This window comes from Amphritea atlantica (assembly GCF_900111095.1).
GTDB lineage: Bacteria > Pseudomonadota > Gammaproteobacteria > Pseudomonadales > Balneatricaceae > Amphritea > Amphritea atlantica.
Genome location: NZ_FOGB01000016.1, coordinates 20,808 through 38,358, shown reverse-complemented (window position 1 = coordinate 38,358; position 17,551 = coordinate 20,808). Strand labels below are relative to the sequence as shown.

Here is a 17,551-nt window from a genome sequence, read left to right as displayed (position 1 = left end):
TTATGTCTGACTTTGATATATACCGGGATCAGCACTGTTTTGAAGCCGAATTGCAGGCCCGCGCCGAACAGTTGGTTGAGCTGCTGAGTCGGGGGGAACTGCCTCAGGCGATGGAACTGGTTCAGCAGCTGAATGAGATGCGCCATCAGGCTTTATACCATGAGGTGGGCACGCTTACCCGGGCGGTTCATAATGCGATTGTCGGTTTTACTGAAGATGTTAGCTCCACTGAGCTGTTGCAGGATTCTAAACAACATATCGCCTCTATCACGGATGCCAGTGACCGCTTATCCTATGTTATTGAGCTGACCGAGAGTAACGCACATAAGACTATTGATGAGGTTGATGAAGCGTTGCAGCAGGTCAGTCTTATCGAAAAAGGGTTCCTGCGTCGTCAGGAGCTGATCGAAGAACTGGCGGCGTTAAAAGATGATCATCCAGCGCTAGAGGCACTGTATGACAAAGCCTGCCGCTATGCTGATGATCACTCTGCATCACTGGCCTCGCTGAAAGAGCGCCTGACAGGTATTTTGCTGGCGCAGGAATATCAGGATATTACCGGGCAACTGATCAAACGTGTTATCCAATTGGTTGCCGATATCGAAGATAAACTGGTTGGATTGATGGAAGTGGCTGCGCGGGTGAATAACCTTGGCGCGCTCCCGGCCGCACAGCATGACCCTTCGGAGACTGAAACTGAGCAGACGAAGGGTGCGTCAGAGGTTACAGCGGAAGGGCCGCAAATGAAGGGCCGCAATCAAGGGGAGGTCGCATCCAGTCAGGATGATGTTGATGATCTCCTGTCCAGCCTCGGCTTTTGAAGGGTATAACAGATGTCTTTGAATGTTGATCAGGAAATACTGGAAGATTTTTTAGTTGAGGCCGGGGAAATTCTGGAACTGCTGTCCGAACAGCTGGTTGACCTTGAACAGCACCCCGAAGACCGGGAGCTGTTGAATGCAATCTTCCGGGGCTTTCATACAGTTAAGGGTGGTGCTGGCTTTCTTCAGCTCGACCCGATGGTTGATTGCTGTCATAGCGCTGAAAATCTGTTTGATCAGTTGCGTAATGATGCGCTTAAAGTTTCTTCAGAATTGATGGACCTGGTGCTGCAGGCATTGGATTCAATTAACTCAATGTTTCAGTGTGTTCAGCAGGGAGAGTTTCCTCAGCCAGCGGATCCGCAACTGTTGGCAGGTTTGAATGCGATGGCGGCGGGTCAGACCACCGCAGCGCCGACACCTCCTCCTGTGGTTCCGAAGGCAGATGCTCCGCTCCACACTGATGCAGAGGTCAGCGCTGAATTTGAATCACTGATTTCCGGCCTCGATGAGACCGCTGGAGCGAAAACAGCGGGTGACTCTGATCTGATTACTGAGGATGAGTTCGACGACCTGCTGGATCAGCTGCATGGCCCCCACGGTGCTCCGGGTGTCGCTCCAGCAGCACCAGTGTCTGATCTGATTACAGAGGATGAGTTTGATAGTTTGCTGGATTCGCTGCATGGCCCCAATGGTGCACCGGGCCTCAGTTCGCCAGGTTCTGCAGATAACAGCGCCGATGAAGAGTTTGATCAGTTGCTGGGGGGGGGCTCCCCTGCCATTACTGAGACAACAAACTCGGCACCCACTGCCGCGCCTGCCGCTGACCTGATCACTGATGATGAGTTTGAGAATCTTCTGGATGATCTGCAGTCCAAAGGTGAAGGCGCGTTTGCGGCGACTCCACCCCCCGGGGTTCCCCAGCCTCCCGCGGCTATTCACCCCCCCGAGACTCCCCAGCCCGACCTTTCCGGGGCGGCTAAGCCTCAGGCAAATAAGCCCGTTGCCGAAAGTAATGTCCGGGTTGATACCCGTCTGCTGGATCAGATCATGAATATGGTGGGTGAGCTGGTGCTGGTGCGTAACCGTCTGGTTCGTCTGGGAGCAGAACTGGATGATGGGGATATGGCAAAAGCTCTGGGTTCGCTCGATATGGTGACAGCCGACCTGCAGATGTCAGTGATGAAAACCCGCATGCAGCCGGTTAAGAAGGTTTTTGGCCGTTTCCCGCGTCTTGTCCGGGATCTCTCCCGTCAGTTGCATAAAGAGGTTAATCTTGAGCTGCGGGGGGAAGATACCGATCTGGATAAGAACCTCGTTGAGGCGCTGGCTGATCCGCTGATTCACCTGGTCAGAAATGCGATTGATCATGGTATAGAAGAGCCCGAGGTTCGTGAGCGAAATGACAAACCCCGGGAGGGGCACGTGCTGCTCTCTGCCGAACAGGAAGGCGATCACATCCTTCTGATTATTGAAGATGACGGCGCCGGTATGGACCCGGATAAACTCAGGGCCCTCGCTGTTAAAAGAGGGATGCTTGATCAGGAGGCCGCCGCCCGTCTGAGTGATCATGAGTGTTATAACCTGATTTTTGCTGCCGGGTTCTCCACCAAAGAACAGATCTCTGATGTCTCGGGTCGTGGCGTGGGAATGGATGTGGTAAAAACCAAAATTTCCCAGCTCAATGGTAAGCTCGATGTTGATTCAACCCTGGGTATGGGGTCCCGAATCGAAATCCAGGTACCGCTGACACTGGCGATTATGCCGACTCTGATGGTGCTTCTGGAAGGTCAGGCATTCGCGCTGCCGCTGGTGAATGTAAATGAGATTTTCAATCTCGATCTGACGCAGATTAATATGGTTGATGGTCAGCAGGTTATTATTGTTCGTGATAAAGCGATGCCGCTGTTTCATCTGAAACGCTGGCTGATGAAAGGCTTTGAGAAAGATCCTCTGCCACAGAATGGTCATGTGGTGATCACCAATGTTGGTACGATGCAGGTTGCATTTGTCGTCGATCAACTGGTTGGACAGGAGGAGGTTGTTATTAAACCGCTGGGTTCTATTTTGCACGGTACGCCGGGACTGTCCGGAGCGACTATTACGGGGGATGGTCGGATTGCTCTGATTGTCGATATTCCTAGTCTGTTGAAGGCATATGCTAATTGAGCATAATGTTTGTACAGCAGGCCTATACTGGATAACTGTATGGCAGTTCGAGTTTTAGTCGTTGATGATTCGGTTTTTTTTCGCAATCGGATTAAGCAGATACTGACCCATCACCCTGATATTGAGGTTGTTGATACCGCCAAAAATGGTACAGAAGCGGTCGCTAAGGTAAAACGACTGCACCCCGATGTGGTGACGATGGATGTGGAGATGCCGGAGATGGACGGTATCACTGCGCTGAAACAGATTATGGCTGAATCTCCCTGTCAGGTGGTCATGCTGTCTTCATTAACCCGCCGCAGTGCTGCGGTCACCCTTGAAGCCTTAGCGTTAGGGGCTGCTGACTATATGGAAAAAGATGCCCGGCAATGGCTCGCGGGCAGCGGTGGCGATGATGTGGAAAAGGTGCTGGCAGAAAAAATTCTGGCGCTGGGTGGGCGTAAACCCCGTCCAGGCCTGAACAGCCGCTCTGAAGCGGTTGCGCAATCGGGTTCTGCCCTGCGCTCACCGGCTTCTGCCGCTGCGCGACCAAAACCCGCTGCACCTGCAACTGATACTGCAGGGGGGCGGTCGGGCAGATCAGATGTGAATGTCAGAATCCCGGACTGTGGAATTGTGACTATTGGCTCATCGACAGGCGGACCCGCTGCGCTACAATTTATCCTGACTCAGATTCCTGCTGATTTTCCGGTGCCGATACTGATCACTCAGCATATGCCTAAGGCATTCACCTCAGTTTTTGCTAAACGACTTGATGATCTGTGCGCGGTCAGTGTGAAGGAAGCTGAGAATGGTGACAAGTTATTTGCCGGGCATGTCTATCTTGCGCCGGGTGGGCAGCAGATGATTCTTGACCCGTCCAATTCAGGCAAGCTTATTATTCGCGAAAGTGACGAGCGGATGACCTACAAACCGAGTGTCGATCTGACGTTTGCATCGGTAGCAAAAGGTTATGGTCGCAGAGCGGTGGCTCTGGTGCTCACCGGAATGGGCGCGGATGGCTGTGATGGTGCCCGGTTATTGAAAAAAGCAGGGGCAACTGTCTGGGCGCAGGACAAAGACAGTTGTACTATCTTTGGTATGCCAAAAGCCGTGATTGAGGCGGAACTGGCAGATGCAGTATTGAATCTTGAAAGTATCCGGCAGCTGTTTAAGCATTGGGGACATTGATGAATCTGGTAAGTATTAGTGGGATACTACTGGCAATCATAGCAATCGTTGGGGGGAATTATCTCGCCGGAGGCGCCTTCGATGAGCTGCTCAATATTCCCGCTCTGCTGATTGTTGTGGGGGGCACGTTTGCGGCTGTCTTTGTTCAGTCCTCGCCAACCGAGCTGTCGCGCGCGATCACCCTGTCGGGGTTGGTGTTTGGCCATCATGATCAGAATTATCGTGAGGGTATAAACCGTATTGTAAGCTGGTGTGTCATTGCCCGTCGCAAAGGTCTGCTGGCACTCGAGGATGAGATAAGCAAGCAGCAAGACAGCTTTGTACGTAACGGCTTACAGATGCTGGTTGATGGACGCACCCCGGATGTCATCCGTTCTACTCTGGAAACAGAACTGGTTAGCCGTGAAAACCGGGATCTTCAGGCGGCAAAGGTGCTTGAGAGTATGGGGGGCTACGCGCCCACAATGGGGATTATCGGCGCCGTACTAGGGCTGATTCATGTGATGTCAAACCTGGCGGATCCGGCAAACCTGGGGGCGGGCATCGCTACGGCGTTTGTAGCGACCATCTATGGCGTGGCAATCGCCAACCTGCTGTTCCTGCCGCTGGCAAATAAGATTCGCTCGATGGTACTGAGGCGGTTTTATTTTCAGGAGATGATGCTGGAGGGGTTGCTGTCAATCGCTGAAGGCCAGAACCCCCGGATTATCCAGCTTCGGTTGCAGGGATATCTGGAACAGGGGGCGTAGAGTGTCAAGACGCAGAGTAGAAGAACAGGATCTGCATTCGCAGCGCTGGGTCATCTCCTATGCCGACTTCATTACCCTGTTATTCGCTTTTTTTGTTGTCCTGTATGCGATCTCTTCGGTCAATGAGGAGAAATACCGGCAGGTCACCGAATCATTTGCCGGGATATTCTCCGGTCAGGATGGGGCTTTACATCCTCCGATTGGTGGTAAGTCTGACAGCGATCCTGCAGGAATCGGTATTTTTCAGGGTGGGGAGTCCAGCAAGGAAAACCCGACAGTAAAAATTATCCCGCCAAAACCGGAAAACAGTGCGGCATTGAAAGCGATTGGCGAGCAGATGCAGATGCAGTTTAAAAAACTGATCAGTAGTGGCAATGTCGCCGTGCAGAGTAATAACCTCTGGGTCGCACTGGAACTGGGGGCTAACCTTGTATACCCTGAAGGCGGCGCACTACCGGCAATCACAACAGATCCGGTCTTTGAGCGGGTGGCTAAAATACTCAAACAGTACGACAATCCGATCCATGTAGAGGGATATACCGATAATCAGTTTATCTCTTCAGATCAGTATCCCTCAAACTGGGAACTATCTGCGGCGCGGGCTGCGGGTGTTGTACGTATTCTGGAGATGAATGGCGTGAAACCCCAGCGTATGGCGGCCGTTGGTTTTGGCGAGTATCAGCCGCTTGCCGATAACGACACGGAGAGTGGTCGGCGGGTTAACCGCCGAATTGTGATTGTGGTTACCCGGGATCGTAAGACACAAAGGGTCGTGTCAGCGTTTGGTAGTGAACAGGTCAGTGAAGATGCCATCAGAGGTATTCTGACGGAAAGTGGTTTGCCCGAGTCGGCGATTGAGCCGGTTAAAGATGAACAGGGGCGGGTAACCTTTCGCCGTAAAGAGGCGACTCAGCCTCTGGATACAGAAACATTAACGTCACCGGAGAGCTTCTCTCCGCAGACACAGGAGTCACCGCAGTAATGCAGGTATGGGCGGTAGCCAATCAGAAAGGTGGAGTGGGCAAAACCACAACCGCAGTCTCACTGGCCGGTTTGTTGGCTGATGCGGGGCAGCGCGTGTTACTGGTGGATCTCGATCCCCACGGTTCGATGACCAGCTATTTTAAGTATGATCCGGATGAGCTGGAAAACAGCGTCTATGATCTGTTTCAGCCCGGCAGTGAAGTGGACATGAAACTGCTGGAACCGTTACTGATGCCGACTTCAAACAGAGGTATCGATCTGATTCCGGCCACCACTGCACTGGCCACGCTGGAGCGTAAGTCGGTAGGACAGGAAGGGATGGGGCTGCAGGTTGCAAAGGCTTTACGGCTGGTAAAAGATCGCTATGACTATGTGGTGATCGATAGTCCGCCGGTGCTGGGGGTGCTGATGATCAACGCACTGGCCGCTTGCGGTCATCTTTTGGTGCCGGTACAGACAGAGTTTCTGGCGTTGAAAGGGCTGGAACGAATGTTGCGCACCATTACGATGATCAACCGGGCAAGAAAACGTCAGTTGACCTATACCCTGATTCCAACGTTCTATGATCGCACAGTTCCAGCCTCAGTCAGCTGTTTGCGGGAGTTGCATCAGCGCTTTGCTGAAAATATTGCAGCATCGGTGGTGCCTGTGGACAGTAAGTTTATTACTGCCAGTGCTAAAGGCATAACCCCATCAGAGATGGATCTGACGATGCCGGGTGTGCAGGCATATATCCGCATTTTACGCGGTCTGGCGGAGCGGAGCAGAGGATGAGTGAAGAGCAATTGAACCGGCAACAGCAGTTGGTAAAAGAGTACCTTGATGCGTTATTGAAGGATGACCAGTCTCCATTCAGTATTGAAGCCGAGCTGGCGCTGTCGGAAGAACAATCCGACGACCTGATTGAAACGCCGTTGGTTGCATCAGAGCTGCCAAAAGCGGGCCCGGAGCTGGAAGAGGTTGATCTGGATGATCTGGAAATATCGCTGGATATTCAGTCGGATCATATCGCCGCTGAAAAGTCGGAGCCTGACTCAGAGTCAGCATCGCAAACTGCGATTGAATTGGCCCCCGGAGCTGTTTATCCCTCGGTACCTGATACTGATACCGGAATGACAACTGAACAACAGACTGAACCTGCTACAGAGACTGCAGCGGAACTGGCCCCCGAGCTTGTCTATCCTACCTCCAATGTAAAACAGGCCCCAGAGCATTCAGATGATCTCCTGTCTGAGGCAGCAATTAATCCTGTGGCAGACAGTCTGATAGAGACTGTTCAGGATGTTGTTGAGTCGGATCAGTCTGTGCTGCCTGAATATGCAGCGATTGAAGAGCCTTCTGCGCCAGAACCTGCGCCAGAACCGGAGCCTGCACCAGAACCAGAACCTGCGTCAGAACCAGAACCTGCGTCAGAACCGGAGCCTGCGCCAGAACCAGAACCTGCGCCAGAACCAGAACTTGCTCCAGAACCGGAGCCTGCGCCAGAACCAGAATCTGCGCCAGAACCGGAGCCTGCGTCAGAACCAGAACTTGCGTCAGAACCAGAACTTGCGTCAGAACCAGAACCTGCGCCAGAACCAGAACCTGCGTCAGAACCAGAACTTGCGTCAGAACCAGAACTTGCGTCAGAACCAGAACCTGCGCCAGAACCAGAACTTGCGTCAGAACCAGAACCTGCGCCAGAACCAGAACTTGCGTCAGAACCAGAACCTGCGTCAGAACCAGAGCCTGCGCCAGAACCCGTGGTTGAAGTGGATTCTGAGCCTCTGCAGTGCTTATTGGTTAAGATGTACGGTGTGAAACTGGCTCTGCCGGTTAAATATCTGCAGAGGGCGCATGATCTCAGTGCTATGAATCTTGAGTTGAGTGCTGACGCTGACTGGATTCTGGGTAACTATGAAGAATCGGGTAAGTTGGTTCGGGTTGTGGATACCGGCATGTGGATTATCCCCGAACGGTATGAACCGGATAAAGCGGCCTATACCGAGCTGGTTAAGTTCAGGGATGTTTGCTGGGCGGTGACAATTGATACCATGATTGGTGCTCAGGAGATCGCCCCGGATCTCATCACCTGGAATAAAAATCCTCAAAGCCGACCCTGGCTGCTGGGTACCTGTATGAAGTATCAGTGTGCTGTCGTCAATATTCCGGCGTTGCTGCATGGACTGAATACAGCCCTGGACTCGTAAGGAGATATGATGATCTGGTTAGCTCTGGCGGTGGTTGCCATCGTTTCATGTGTATCGATTGGCTACTCAGTCCACGCCCGTCGTCAGTTACAACAGCATCAGCGACAGTATGAAGCGCTGATCAATGTGCTGCGCAATGAGATTCAGGCGCTCACCAGTAGCTCTATCGGTATGGGTCACCGCCTGATGGATGTGGAAAATAAGCTCAATATCACCGCTGAAAAACAAGAGGAACTGGCTAACCGTGATCCGGGCGTGCTGGCTTACAATCAGGCCGCCCGGTTAATGGAGATGGGGGCCGATGTCGATGACCTGGTTAAGAATTGTGGTATCGGGCGCCCTGAAGCAGAGCTGATGGCTCTGTTGCATAAAGAGATTGCTGCACCGGATCGTCGCAACTGATCAGCGGTATCTCTCTTAAGGCTAGCTGTTTTTAAGCTTGTATGTGAAGGCGATGATCTCTGCAATGGCGCGATAGAGACTTTCCGGTATCTCATCACCCAGCTCCAGACGCAATAAAACCTCCACCAGTTCCGGGCTTTCGTGGATATGCACGTCATGTTCCCGGGCCAGCCGGATAATCTGTTCAGCGATAACCCCCTGTCCTTTGGCGGTTACCTTTGGTGCACCCTGATGATCATAATTCAGGGCGATCGCCTTCTGATACTCATCTGTTTTTTTGTTCACATCTACTCCGTTTCAAGTGACCACATCGATGAGCTGTTCCACCTGATTGACCGGTTTGGGGGCGGTGCCCTCGCTGCAATGGATTGAGTTGATACTATACCCCTGCAGGTGTAACTGGCGATTGAAGTCCGGTAATTTATCGTTCAGTTGTTCGGCGGTTGCTGCGAGGCTGCACCAGAAATGCGCCGTAATCTGATGTTCCTGTTCCAGTACCAGTTCCGCATCAACGCTGCCCTGCTCCTCAAGATCGAAGTGGAGCCTGACCCGCCAGAGTCGTTGCCATTCATCTTCAGAAAGTTGTTTGCGGTGTTCCGATATTTTCAGTTCAACATTATCCAGTCGCTCCCCATTTCTGACTGGCAGATCAAGGGCAAAATAACGTTCCAGACCACCATCGCTGTTGATGCGGGTATTCTGAATACTTTCCAGTTGGTTACCGGTCACCCGGTTCAACAGTCCTTTCACCAGTTCATGCAACTGCTGCCGCGCCTGTTCCGGTAACCTGTCTGCCTGGCGTAAAAGCTGATTCAGTTGATGCTTCATCTCTCCGGCAGGGATCTGACTGCGGGGATCGGCGAGGTTACGCTCAGTGAACAGACCTCCATTTAGCAGGTTTTGCTGGATGCCGGACTGCCCCGCAGCGGCAGATTCCGTCTTGACCCCAAACAGGTTGATCAATGAACTGATAATACTGTTTATCGGGCTTTTCTCACCGCCGGCGCTATTGTTTAGCTGCTGCAGCTTTATCAGACTATCAGCCACAGGCTGTTGCGCCGGTAAGACATAGCGTAATGCATCGGTGATACTGCGGTTCAGATTCTGATTTTGTAGCGGCGATGTTAACGGATGTATCTGCACCTGATCAGTGGCGGTTCTGATCAGGAGTACCTTGCCATCAAAAGGGGGCGGTTGTTGCAGGGTGAGGGGCAGTGTCCGGCCATTCATACTGGCAATCAGATTCCCCTCGCCGCTTCCGGTTCTGATCGCTACAGAAATATTGGCCAGCACCGGCTGATTTAGTGGCAGTAATCGGTTCAGTCCCGGTATTGAACGGGCAGGGACAGTCGCTGTCGGCGGTTGTGGTGACTGAGCTGTTGACGTCCCCGGAGGCTGCGGTTGTTGGCTACGCGGTTCCTGTGGACCCTGCTGCGTGCGGCCTTTAATCTGCACCACCGGGGGCTGATCAGGGGCGATGGTCTGGTTGTTACCAGGCGGGGTTGTGGCACCACTCTGTTGTATCGGCTGGGACTGAGTGGTGGCTGGTTGATTAAGTGTCTGAGTCTGAGTCGTGGGCTGGCTGGCAATACTGCTCAGCAGTAGTTGTCCCGCTGCGGTGCGGGTTAATGTCGCCGAACTGCCTGGGGGCAGTGGTTGATTTCCCCTTAGCTGGTATAGCTGAGTGCCAAGTTGCACCTGTAATTTGAACTGGTTTGGCTGGGTCGGATCCGCACTGACCTGACGGATCGTTATTGGAGTTGGCGTATTCAGGGGCAGGGTGCGCACAAGCTCTGCTGCCGAAAGCGGTTTTCCGGCGCTGTTCTGCAGATTTTGTATGCTCAGTGGATTCAGCACTGTCGGTTTTCCTGCACAGTTTCAGAGTGGATATAGTTCTTTTGGCCGAGTAATGCACTTCGGCTGTTTATTTTGTATATAATGCCTTGCTTTCGGCGGGTATTGCTAATTATAAAGGCGACTTTGCCTGTTTTGCTTTATTGAGGGTGTCCAGTTGTCTACACCAAGACTGAAAATCGACAATCTGTTCTGCGAACGGGATGAGCGTGTGCTGTTTGAAGGTCTCTGCTTCGAGGTCAACGCTGGTGAGGTGATCCAGATTGAGGGGCAGAACGGCAGTGGTAAAACCACGCTGTTACGCATTCTCAGCGGTTTGTCGCGTCATTTTGAAGGCGACATCTACTGGCAGGGCGAACATCTGGATAACTGCGCTCAGGCGTATCGCGAGTCGTTGCTCTATTTTGGACATCAGCCGGGTGTCAAAGCGGTGCTCACGCCGCGAGAAAATCTGCAGTGGTATGCGTCTCTGCACCCGGAGATGGATCTGACTAAACTGGATTATGCACTCGTTAAAGTAGGCTTGAAGGGTTATGAAGATGTACCTTGTCATACGCTTTCAGCCGGTCAGAATCGCCGTGTCAGCCTGGCACGGCTCTATCTTAGCCGGGCGCGGTTATGGATTTTGGATGAGCCCTTTACTGCGATTGACAAACGCGGGGTTGCGGAGAAAGAAGCGCTGATTACTACCCATGCTCAGGAGGGAGGGACCGTTATTCTGACGACCCATCATGAGCTGGCAATGGGGGATAAGATCCGCAGGCTTAATCTTGATCAATTAGCGGGAACTTTATGAACGATAGTGTGCCTAACCAATCGACAGAAGAGTCGATGGTCCATGTATACAAGGTTGATGGCCCTTTCTGGGGGGCGTTGAAGAGAGATCTGTTACTTTCTTATCGACGTAAAAGTGATCTGGTCAATCCGCTGATTTTCTTCCTGATGGTCGCAACGCTGTTTCCACTGGGGGTAAGCCCGGATCCAACCTTCCTTGCTGATGTGGCACCTGGTGTGGTGTGGGTTGCTGCATTACTGGCGACGCTTTTGTCGATGGACAGTATGTTCCGTTCTGATTTTGAGGATGGAACGCTGGAACAGATTTTACTCAGTCCACAGCCACTCTATCTGGTGGTGCTGGCGAAAGTACTGGCGCACTGGATGCTCACTGGTTTACCGTTAACATTACTGGCGCCGGTATTGGGAGTTATGCTTTTTTTACCTGGAGACGGTATGTGGGGGCTGGTTCTGAGTCTGCTGCTGGGTACACCAACCCTGAGTCTGGTTGGCGCCATCGGTGCTGCTCTGACCGTTGGGTTGCGCAAGGGAGGTGTATTAATCTCCCTGCTGGTGTTACCGCTCTATATTCCGGTGCTGATTTTCGGCAGTGCTGCGGTGCAGGGCGCAGTGACGGGGTTACCCTTGGGGGGGTATTTGGCCATTCTGGGAGCGATGCTCTCGCTTGGGTTGGTGATGGCGCCGCTGGCAATTGGTGCCGCATTAAGAATTAGTGTAAGTGGGTAATACCCCGATAAGGTTGAAATATGGCTGATAAGAAGTGGATGCCACGTTGGTTTTATCAACTGGCTTCTCCCCGCTGGTGTTACGAAATTACCGGCAAACTGCTACCGTTGTTTGTCATTGCAGCAATACTGCTGTTAGTGACGGGGACTGTCTGGGCACTGGCGTTTGCGCCAGCCGACTACCAGCAGGGCAATAGCTTCCGGATAATCTATATTCATGTACCGTCCTCTATTCTGGCGCAGTCATGCTATATGCTGATGGCGGTTGCTGGTGCGATCGGTCTGATATGGAAAATGAAAGTTGCAGACATGGTCGCTAAGTGTTGTGCCCCGATTGGCGCATCGATTGCGGTGTTATCTCTGGCAACTGGTGCCATCTGGGGTAAGCCTACCTGGGGCTCCTGGTGGGTCTGGGATGCCCGGCTGACCTCAATGTTGATTCTGTTCTTCCTCTATCTGGGTATTATTGCCCTGAATTCCGCCATCGAGAGTGAGCGCACGGCGGCTCAGTCAACTGCGGTACTGGCGCTGGTAGGACTGGTGAATATCCCGATTATCAAATACTCCGTGGACTGGTGGAATACGCTCCACCAGCCTGCCACCTTTAAACTGACCGAACGCCCGGCGATGCCTGCAGAGATGTGGGTGCCGTTGCTGGTGATGGTGATCGGTTTTTACTGTTTCTTTGCTGTAGCGATGATGCTGCGGCTGCGTAACGAAATTATTCAGCGTGAGCGTCGCAGCAGTTGGGTGCGCGACCTGATAGCTGGTTGAGGGTATTATTTTGAGTTTTGAATCATTTGCCGAATTTATCGATATGGGGGGGCACGGCCTCTATGTCTGGCTCAGTTATGCGATCGCTCTGGTTGTGATTGTGATAAATATTGTCAACCCGCTGATGTACAAGCGTCACATCTTTACAGAACAGGCCCGTCGCCTGCGCAGGGAGAAACAGAGCTAATGAATCCGAAACGTAAACAGCGACTTATTATCGTACTTTTCATCGTCTTTGGTGCCGCGATTGCGGTGGGACTGGTGATGTATGCCCTGAAGCAGAATATTAACCTGTTTTACTCGCCAACCGATATTGTTGAGCATAAAGCGCCGGAAGGCACCCGTATCCGGGCCGGAGGAATGGTGGTTGAGGGGAGTGTGAAACGAGACCCCGAGAGCCTGCAGGTCACCTTTGATATGACCGACTTTGCTAATAAGGTAACCGTCACCTTCACCGGTATCCTGCCTGACCTTTTCCGCGAAGGGCAAGGAATTGTTGCGCAGGGCGCGATGAACAACCAAGGGGTGTTTGAAGCGGTTGAAGTGCTGGCCAAGCACGACGAGAACTACATGCCTCCGGAAGTTGCCGAGGCGCTTAAAAAGGCCGGTAAAATGCCTGAACAGATGCGCGCTGCAGGAGCTGAATAATTATGATTCCAGAGTTGGGTCAATATGCGCTGATTATGGCGTTGTGTATCTCTTTACTGCTGGCAGTTGTACCGATGGTAGGGGCATCTGTCGGCAATACCCTGTTGATGAACTATGCCCGGCCGTTGTCGATAGGGATGTTTTTCTTTCTGGCGATCAGTATTACCTGTCTGGGGTACTCCTTCGTTGTGGATGACTTTTCGGTGGCTTATGTTGCCACCAACTCAAACACCCTATTGCCCTGGTATTATAAGATAAGTGCGATCTGGGGTGGTCATGAGGGGTCCTTGTTGCTCTGGGTTGTTATCCTCAGTGGCTGGACCGTGGCGGTTGCCTTTAAAAGCCAGAACCTGCCAGTGGAGATTGTCTCCCGGGTGTTAGCGGTGATGGGGATTGTGGCTGTGGGATTTATCCTGTTTACTCTGCTGACCTCCAGTCCGTTTGATCGTCACCTGCCGCAGTTTCCCTCCGAAGGTGGCGACCTTAACCCACTACTGCAGGATATCGGCCTGATTATTCACCCACCAATGCTGTATATGGGCTACGTAGGGTTTTCGGTTGCTTTTGCCTTTGCGATCGCTGCGCTGCTGACCGGACGTCTGGATTCCGCCTGGGCGCGCTGGTCGCGGCCATGGACCAATATTGCCTGGGCGTTTCTGACGCTGGGTATCTCGTTAGGTAGTTGGTGGGCATACTATGAACTTGGCTGGGGTGGCTGGTGGTTCTGGGATCCGGTTGAAAACGCTTCCTTTATGCCCTGGCTGGTGGGGACTGCACTGGTTCACTCACTGGCTGTCACCGAAAAACGTGGCGTGTTTAAAAGCTGGACCGTGTTACTGGCGATTTTTGCCTTCTCCCTGAGTCTGCTGGGGACCTTCCTGGTTCGTTCCGGGGTGCTGACATCGGTACATGCGTTCGCCTCTGATCCGGATCGCGGCTACTTTATTCTGGCACTGCTGGCGATCACCATTGGCGGCTCTCTGATCCTCTATGCGGTCAAAGCAGGGAACGTGAAAAGCGAATCCAGTTTTGCGCTGCTATCGCGGGAATCATTGCTGCTGCTGAACAATATTCTGCTGGTGGTTTCAGCGATGATGGTACTGCTGGGAACAATATACCCTCTTATCGTAGATGCGATGGGCTGGGGTAAGATCTCGGTTGGTCCTCCCTACTTTAACTCCCTGTTTATTCCGCTGATGCTGCTGATTCTGGGGGCTCTGGGCCTGGGTGTCGCTGCGCGCTGGCGGGAAACGTCAGTGGCGTTTCTGTTGAAACAGCTGTGGCTGCCTGCGGTTATCAGTGTCATTGCCGGTTTGCTGGTGCAGTATCTTTACGCTAAGGAATTTAACCTGACCGTTGCGGGTGTGATGGCGCTGGTGTTCTGGGTAGTCTTCAGCAGCATCAGGGACTTCTGGAAAAAAGTGGCCGGTCGAAGCAGCGTTAAAGCTGCGGTTTCCGGTATGTCCCGAAGTTACTTTGGTATGATTCTGGCGCACACCGGTATTGCGGTTGCGGTCGTAGGGGCGCTGATGGTGAGCATCTACAATGAGGAGCGTGATCTGCGGATGGCGCCCGGTGATGTGCTGAGCTTCAGTAACTATCAGTTTGAGTTTTTAGGTGCTCAGAAGAAGCAGGGGCCAAACTACAGCTCAGATATGGGCGTTATCCGGGTGAGTTTTAACGGCAAACTGTATGGTGAGCTGCGACCGGAAAAACGTTTCTACCCGGCCCGGGGTAATGTGATGACGGAGGCCGATATTGATCCCGGACTGTTCCGCGATCTTTATGTTGCACTGGGGGAGCCGCTGGAAAACGGCGCATGGGCCGTGCGGGTACAGCATAAACCCTTTGTCCGGTGGCTCTGGCTGGGTGGTCTGCTGATGACTGCCGGTGGCCTGCTGGCTGCCACAGACCCCCGTTACCGTAAACAGGCCCGGCGGGATGCCGCCCGGGCAGCCGCCTGATTAAGTGTTTCGATAGGTATAATGATGCGTCGATTAATTGTTATTTTGCCGCTGGTTTTGTTTGTCGCTCTGGGGTTGTTTCTCTGGAATGGCATCGGAAAAGACACCAAAACCCTCCCTTCACCGCTGATCGGTAAGCCGGTGCCAGAGTTCAGTCTGTCGGCACTGCTGGACGAGCAGAAAACTATCACGGCAGCTGACCTGAAGGGGCGTCCGGCGTTACTCAATGTATGGGCCACCTGGTGCCCGACCTGTAAGCAGGAACATGCCCAGCTAAACCGCATGGCACGGGATGAGGGAGTCACCATCTATGGGGTTAATTACAAGGACGACCGGGCTAAGGCTAAGATCTGGCTGGATAAGTATATGAACCCCTATGCCCTGAATATCTATGACCCTGACGGTCATCTGGGACTCAATCTGGGGGTTTATGGCGCGCCGGAAACCTTCCTGCTGGATGCCCAGGGGATCATTCGTTACAAACATGTTGGGGCGATTGATCAGCGTGTTTGGGGTGAGCTGCGGCAGAAAATGAAGCAGCTGGAGGTGAACTGATGGTTCGTCAGGTTTTGTTAGTGGTTTTACTCAGCTTCAGCAGTTTGGCGAGTGCCGCGATTGATACCTACCAGTTTAAAGATGATGCGACCCGGGAACGGTTTCAGTCATTATCCACTGAACTACGTTGTCCTAAATGCCAGAACCAGAATATTGCCGATTCTAATTCACCTATCGCCAAGGATCTGCGGGATGAACTCTACCGGATGCTGGAAAACGGCGCGGATGATGAACAGGTAATCGATTTTATGGTGACCCGTTACGGTGAGTTTGTGCTCTACCGTCCCCGGATGTCAGAGCAAACCTATCTGCTTTGGTATGGACCCGCAGCATTATTGTTGATCGGTGTTATCGTGGTTTTACTGATCAGTGGCAAGCGTAAGAAAACTGAACCGGGCAAACCAGACGGCAATTTAAGCGATGCCGAGAAACAGCGACTCGATCAGATACTCAAACAGGAACAGAATAAATGACGGCGTTATGGTTAGGAATCGCACTGCTATCACTTCTGGCAGTGGCATTTGTTTTAGTGCCGGTTTATCGGGGACGTCAGGTTGAGGATGCTGTCCAGCCCGATGTTGATCGTCGTGAGCTGAATATCAATATTTATCAGGAACGTCTTGCAGAGCTGGATGCTGAACGGTCTGCAGGTAGTCTCGATCAGGAAAACTATGATTTTCTGAAGCTGGAGCTGGAGCGTAACCTGCTACAGGATGTTGACGATACGGTTGCCTCTTCCAGTAAGCCAGTACGCATTACCCGTCAGTCGATCATTACCGCCTTTCTGCTGGCTGCACTGATACCAGCAATGGGGCTGGCGATTTACAGCCAGTATGGCCGTTCCGGCGATCTCGCTGTGGCAATGAACCGGCCTGCAGATCCATTTAATGGCCGCAAGCCAACCGTTGAAGAAGCGATCACTGCGTTGCAGGAGCGCCTTAAAGAGGAACCTGAAAACCCAGAGGGCTGGTACCTGTTGGCGAATACTTTTATGAGTATGCAGAACTTTTCTGCCGCCGCTGATGGCTATGGCAAGGCGCTTAAATACCTGCCGGAAGATGCCCCACAGTATGCTGGAGTGAATGGCCAGTATGCACAGGCGCTGTTCTTCGCAAACAGTGGCAAAATGAATCAGCAGATCCGTAGTGAGGTTGATAAAACCCTGTCGCTGGACCCGTTTGATGTGACCGCGCTGGGGTTGCTGGGAATCGAATCTTACGAATCTGAAGACTATCGTGCTGCGATGGAGTTCTGGCGTAAAGCATTGACTAACGCCAGCACTGAACAGGCAGATTCGCTGAAATCAGGAATTATCTCTGCCCGGGATAAACTGATTGCTGCAGGAGAGACTGTGCCCGATCTGCCGGAGCTCGCCGAGGTGAAAATCCAGCTGGCGGTTAGTCTGAGTCCTGAGCTGAAAAGCCGGGTAACGCCGGATATGACAGTGTTTATCTTTGCCCGTCCGGTGGGAGGCAGAATGCCGCTGGCGGCAAAACGGGTGACCGTTGCTGACCTGCCACTCAACATTGTCCTGGATGACAGTATGGCGATGAGCCCACAGGCTAAGCTTTCTGGCGCTGAAACGGTTGAAGTGACTGCGCGGGTATCCGCTTCAGGACAGCCGACTCCGCAGCCTGGAGACTTGAGTGGAACCATTTCTCCTGTTGCTGTTCATGACCAAGTTGATATATTAGAGCTGTCTATTGATCATATAGTTGAATGATTGACCAAATTCAGGACAATAGAGAATCG

Annotated in this window: 19 protein-coding genes; 17 read left to right on the top strand and 2 right to left on the bottom strand. The window is 52.6% G+C overall.

Going from position 1 to position 17,551, the window contains the following annotated elements; all coding sequences use genetic code 11:
• Positions 1-2: 2 nt before the first annotated feature.
• Genes BMY09_RS18950 through BMY09_RS18915 form a run of 8 tightly spaced genes read left to right on the top strand, consistent with a single transcriptional unit; the run spans position 3 to position 8,484 of the window.
• Complete coding sequence (locus BMY09_RS18950; RefSeq protein ID WP_091361395.1) at positions 3-821, top strand: protein phosphatase CheZ; 819 nt, start codon at positions 3-5, stop codon at positions 819-821.
• 12 nt (positions 822-833) lie between these two features.
• Positions 834-2,990: a chemotaxis protein CheA gene (locus tag BMY09_RS18945; RefSeq protein WP_091361393.1), complete on the top strand. Its 2,157-nt coding sequence runs from the start codon at positions 834-836 to the stop codon at positions 2,988-2,990.
• Between the two features lie 39 nt (positions 2,991-3,029).
• Positions 3,030-4,160 (top strand): protein-glutamate methylesterase/protein-glutamine glutaminase, encoded by a 1,131-nt coding sequence (locus BMY09_RS18940; protein ID WP_091361391.1) that lies wholly within the window; start codon positions 3,030-3,032, stop codon positions 4,158-4,160.
• The gene (locus BMY09_RS18935; protein ID WP_091361389.1) at positions 4,160-4,909 is read left to right on the top strand and encodes a flagellar motor protein; all 750 of its coding nucleotides are present in this window, start codon (positions 4,160-4,162) and stop codon (positions 4,907-4,909) included. Before BMY09_RS18940 ends, BMY09_RS18935 begins: the two co-directional genes overlap by 1 nt.
• A 1-nt stretch (position 4,910) precedes the next feature.
• On the top strand, positions 4,911-5,891 hold the full coding sequence (locus BMY09_RS18930; RefSeq protein WP_091361387.1) for a flagellar motor protein MotB: 981 nt from the start codon (positions 4,911-4,913) through the stop codon (positions 5,889-5,891).
• Positions 5,891-6,667, top strand: a complete 777-nt coding sequence (locus BMY09_RS18925) for a ParA family protein (RefSeq protein WP_091361385.1) — start codon at positions 5,891-5,893, stop codon at positions 6,665-6,667. Before BMY09_RS18930 ends, BMY09_RS18925 begins: the two co-directional genes overlap by 1 nt.
• A complete protein-coding gene (locus BMY09_RS18920; protein WP_091361383.1) occupies positions 6,664-8,082 on the top strand; it encodes a chemotaxis protein CheW in 1,419 nt (472 codons plus the stop codon). Before BMY09_RS18925 ends, BMY09_RS18920 begins: the two co-directional genes overlap by 4 nt.
• Positions 8,083-8,091: 9 nt before the next feature.
• Positions 8,092-8,484: a DUF2802 domain-containing protein gene (locus BMY09_RS18915; RefSeq protein ID WP_091361381.1), complete on the top strand. Its 393-nt coding sequence runs from the start codon at positions 8,092-8,094 to the stop codon at positions 8,482-8,484.
• A gap of 21 nt (positions 8,485-8,505) precedes the next feature.
• On the opposite strand, the gene BMY09_RS18910 is transcribed toward BMY09_RS18915, so the two are convergent.
• Together BMY09_RS18910 and fliK are read right to left on the bottom strand one after the other, a co-directional pair.
• Positions 8,506-8,769, bottom strand: coding sequence for an EscU/YscU/HrcU family type III secretion system export apparatus switch protein (locus BMY09_RS18910; RefSeq protein WP_091361379.1), 264 nt, complete (start codon positions 8,767-8,769; stop codon positions 8,506-8,508).
• Between the two features lie 12 nt (positions 8,770-8,781).
• On the bottom strand, positions 8,782-10,341 hold the full coding sequence (fliK, locus tag BMY09_RS18905; protein WP_091361377.1) for a flagellar hook-length control protein FliK: 1,560 nt from the start codon (positions 10,339-10,341) through the stop codon (positions 8,782-8,784).
• A 154-nt stretch (positions 10,342-10,495) separates the two neighbouring features.
• On the opposite strand from fliK, the gene ccmA reads away from it, so the two are divergent.
• Genes ccmA through ccmI form a run of 9 tightly spaced genes read left to right on the top strand, consistent with a single transcriptional unit; the run spans position 10,496 to position 17,522 of the window.
• A complete protein-coding gene (gene ccmA, locus BMY09_RS18900; RefSeq protein WP_091361375.1) occupies positions 10,496-11,134 on the top strand; it encodes a cytochrome c biogenesis heme-transporting ATPase CcmA in 639 nt (212 codons plus the stop codon).
• 35 nt (positions 11,135-11,169) lie between these two features.
• Positions 11,170-11,859, top strand: a complete 690-nt coding sequence (gene ccmB, locus BMY09_RS18895) for a heme exporter protein CcmB (RefSeq protein WP_091361373.1) — start codon at positions 11,170-11,172, stop codon at positions 11,857-11,859.
• Positions 11,860-11,879: 20 nt separating this feature from the next.
• Positions 11,880-12,632 carry a heme ABC transporter permease gene (locus BMY09_RS18890; protein WP_091361372.1) on the top strand — a complete coding sequence of 251 codons (753 nt, stop codon included), beginning with the start codon at positions 11,880-11,882 and terminating at the stop codon, positions 12,630-12,632.
• A 10-nt stretch (positions 12,633-12,642) separates the two neighbouring features.
• On the top strand, positions 12,643-12,819 hold the full coding sequence (gene ccmD / locus BMY09_RS18885; RefSeq protein WP_091361369.1) for a heme exporter protein CcmD: 177 nt from the start codon (positions 12,643-12,645) through the stop codon (positions 12,817-12,819).
• Positions 12,819-13,280, top strand: coding sequence for a cytochrome c maturation protein CcmE (ccmE, locus tag BMY09_RS18880; RefSeq protein WP_091361367.1), 462 nt, complete (start codon positions 12,819-12,821; stop codon positions 13,278-13,280). The genes ccmD and ccmE overlap by 1 nt, the downstream gene beginning before the upstream one ends.
• Before the next feature lie 2 nt (positions 13,281-13,282).
• Positions 13,283-15,244: a heme lyase CcmF/NrfE family subunit gene (locus BMY09_RS18875; protein ID WP_091361365.1), complete on the top strand. Its 1,962-nt coding sequence runs from the start codon at positions 13,283-13,285 to the stop codon at positions 15,242-15,244.
• 24 nt (positions 15,245-15,268) lie between these two features.
• Positions 15,269-15,799, top strand: coding sequence for a DsbE family thiol:disulfide interchange protein (locus BMY09_RS18870; protein ID WP_091361363.1), 531 nt, complete (start codon positions 15,269-15,271; stop codon positions 15,797-15,799).
• Positions 15,799-16,272 carry a cytochrome c-type biogenesis protein gene (locus BMY09_RS18865; RefSeq protein WP_091361361.1) on the top strand — a complete coding sequence of 158 codons (474 nt, stop codon included), beginning with the start codon at positions 15,799-15,801 and terminating at the stop codon, positions 16,270-16,272. Before BMY09_RS18870 ends, BMY09_RS18865 begins: the two co-directional genes overlap by 1 nt.
• Positions 16,269-17,522, top strand: coding sequence for a c-type cytochrome biogenesis protein CcmI (gene ccmI / locus BMY09_RS18860; protein WP_091361358.1), 1,254 nt, complete (start codon positions 16,269-16,271; stop codon positions 17,520-17,522). The genes BMY09_RS18865 and ccmI overlap by 4 nt, the downstream gene beginning before the upstream one ends.
• Positions 17,523-17,551 lie beyond the last annotated feature (29 nt).

Excerpts from the sequence above, each read along its gene's own strand:
- BMY09_RS18915 (WP_091361381.1), top strand. The coding sequence starts at position 8,092 with ATGATCTGGTTAGCTCTGGCGGTGGTTGCCATCGTTTCATGTGTATCG.
- BMY09_RS18890 (WP_091361372.1), top strand. The coding sequence starts at position 11,880 with ATGGCTGATAAGAAGTGGATGCCACGTTGGTTTTATCAACTGGCTTCT.
- BMY09_RS18920 (WP_091361383.1), top strand. The coding sequence starts at position 6,664 with ATGAGTGAAGAGCAATTGAACCGGCAACAGCAGTTGGTAAAAGAGTAC.
- BMY09_RS18875 (WP_091361365.1), top strand. The coding sequence starts at position 13,283 with ATGATTCCAGAGTTGGGTCAATATGCGCTGATTATGGCGTTGTGTATC.
- BMY09_RS18945 (WP_091361393.1), top strand. The coding sequence starts at position 834 with ATGTCTTTGAATGTTGATCAGGAAATACTGGAAGATTTTTTAGTTGAG.
- ccmB (WP_091361373.1), top strand. The coding sequence starts at position 11,170 with ATGGTCCATGTATACAAGGTTGATGGCCCTTTCTGGGGGGCGTTGAAG.
- ccmI (WP_091361358.1), top strand. The coding sequence starts at position 16,269 with ATGACGGCGTTATGGTTAGGAATCGCACTGCTATCACTTCTGGCAGTG.
- ccmE (WP_091361367.1), top strand. The coding sequence starts at position 12,819 with ATGAATCCGAAACGTAAACAGCGACTTATTATCGTACTTTTCATCGTC.
- BMY09_RS18870 (WP_091361363.1), top strand. The coding sequence starts at position 15,269 with ATGCGTCGATTAATTGTTATTTTGCCGCTGGTTTTGTTTGTCGCTCTG.
- BMY09_RS18935 (WP_091361389.1), top strand. The coding sequence starts at position 4,160 with ATGAATCTGGTAAGTATTAGTGGGATACTACTGGCAATCATAGCAATC.
- BMY09_RS18940 (WP_091361391.1), top strand. The coding sequence starts at position 3,030 with ATGGCAGTTCGAGTTTTAGTCGTTGATGATTCGGTTTTTTTTCGCAAT.
- BMY09_RS18925 (WP_091361385.1), top strand. The coding sequence starts at position 5,891 with ATGCAGGTATGGGCGGTAGCCAATCAGAAAGGTGGAGTGGGCAAAACC.
- BMY09_RS18865 (WP_091361361.1), top strand. The coding sequence starts at position 15,799 with ATGGTTCGTCAGGTTTTGTTAGTGGTTTTACTCAGCTTCAGCAGTTTG.
- BMY09_RS18950 (WP_091361395.1), top strand. The coding sequence starts at position 3 with ATGTCTGACTTTGATATATACCGGGATCAGCACTGTTTTGAAGCCGAA.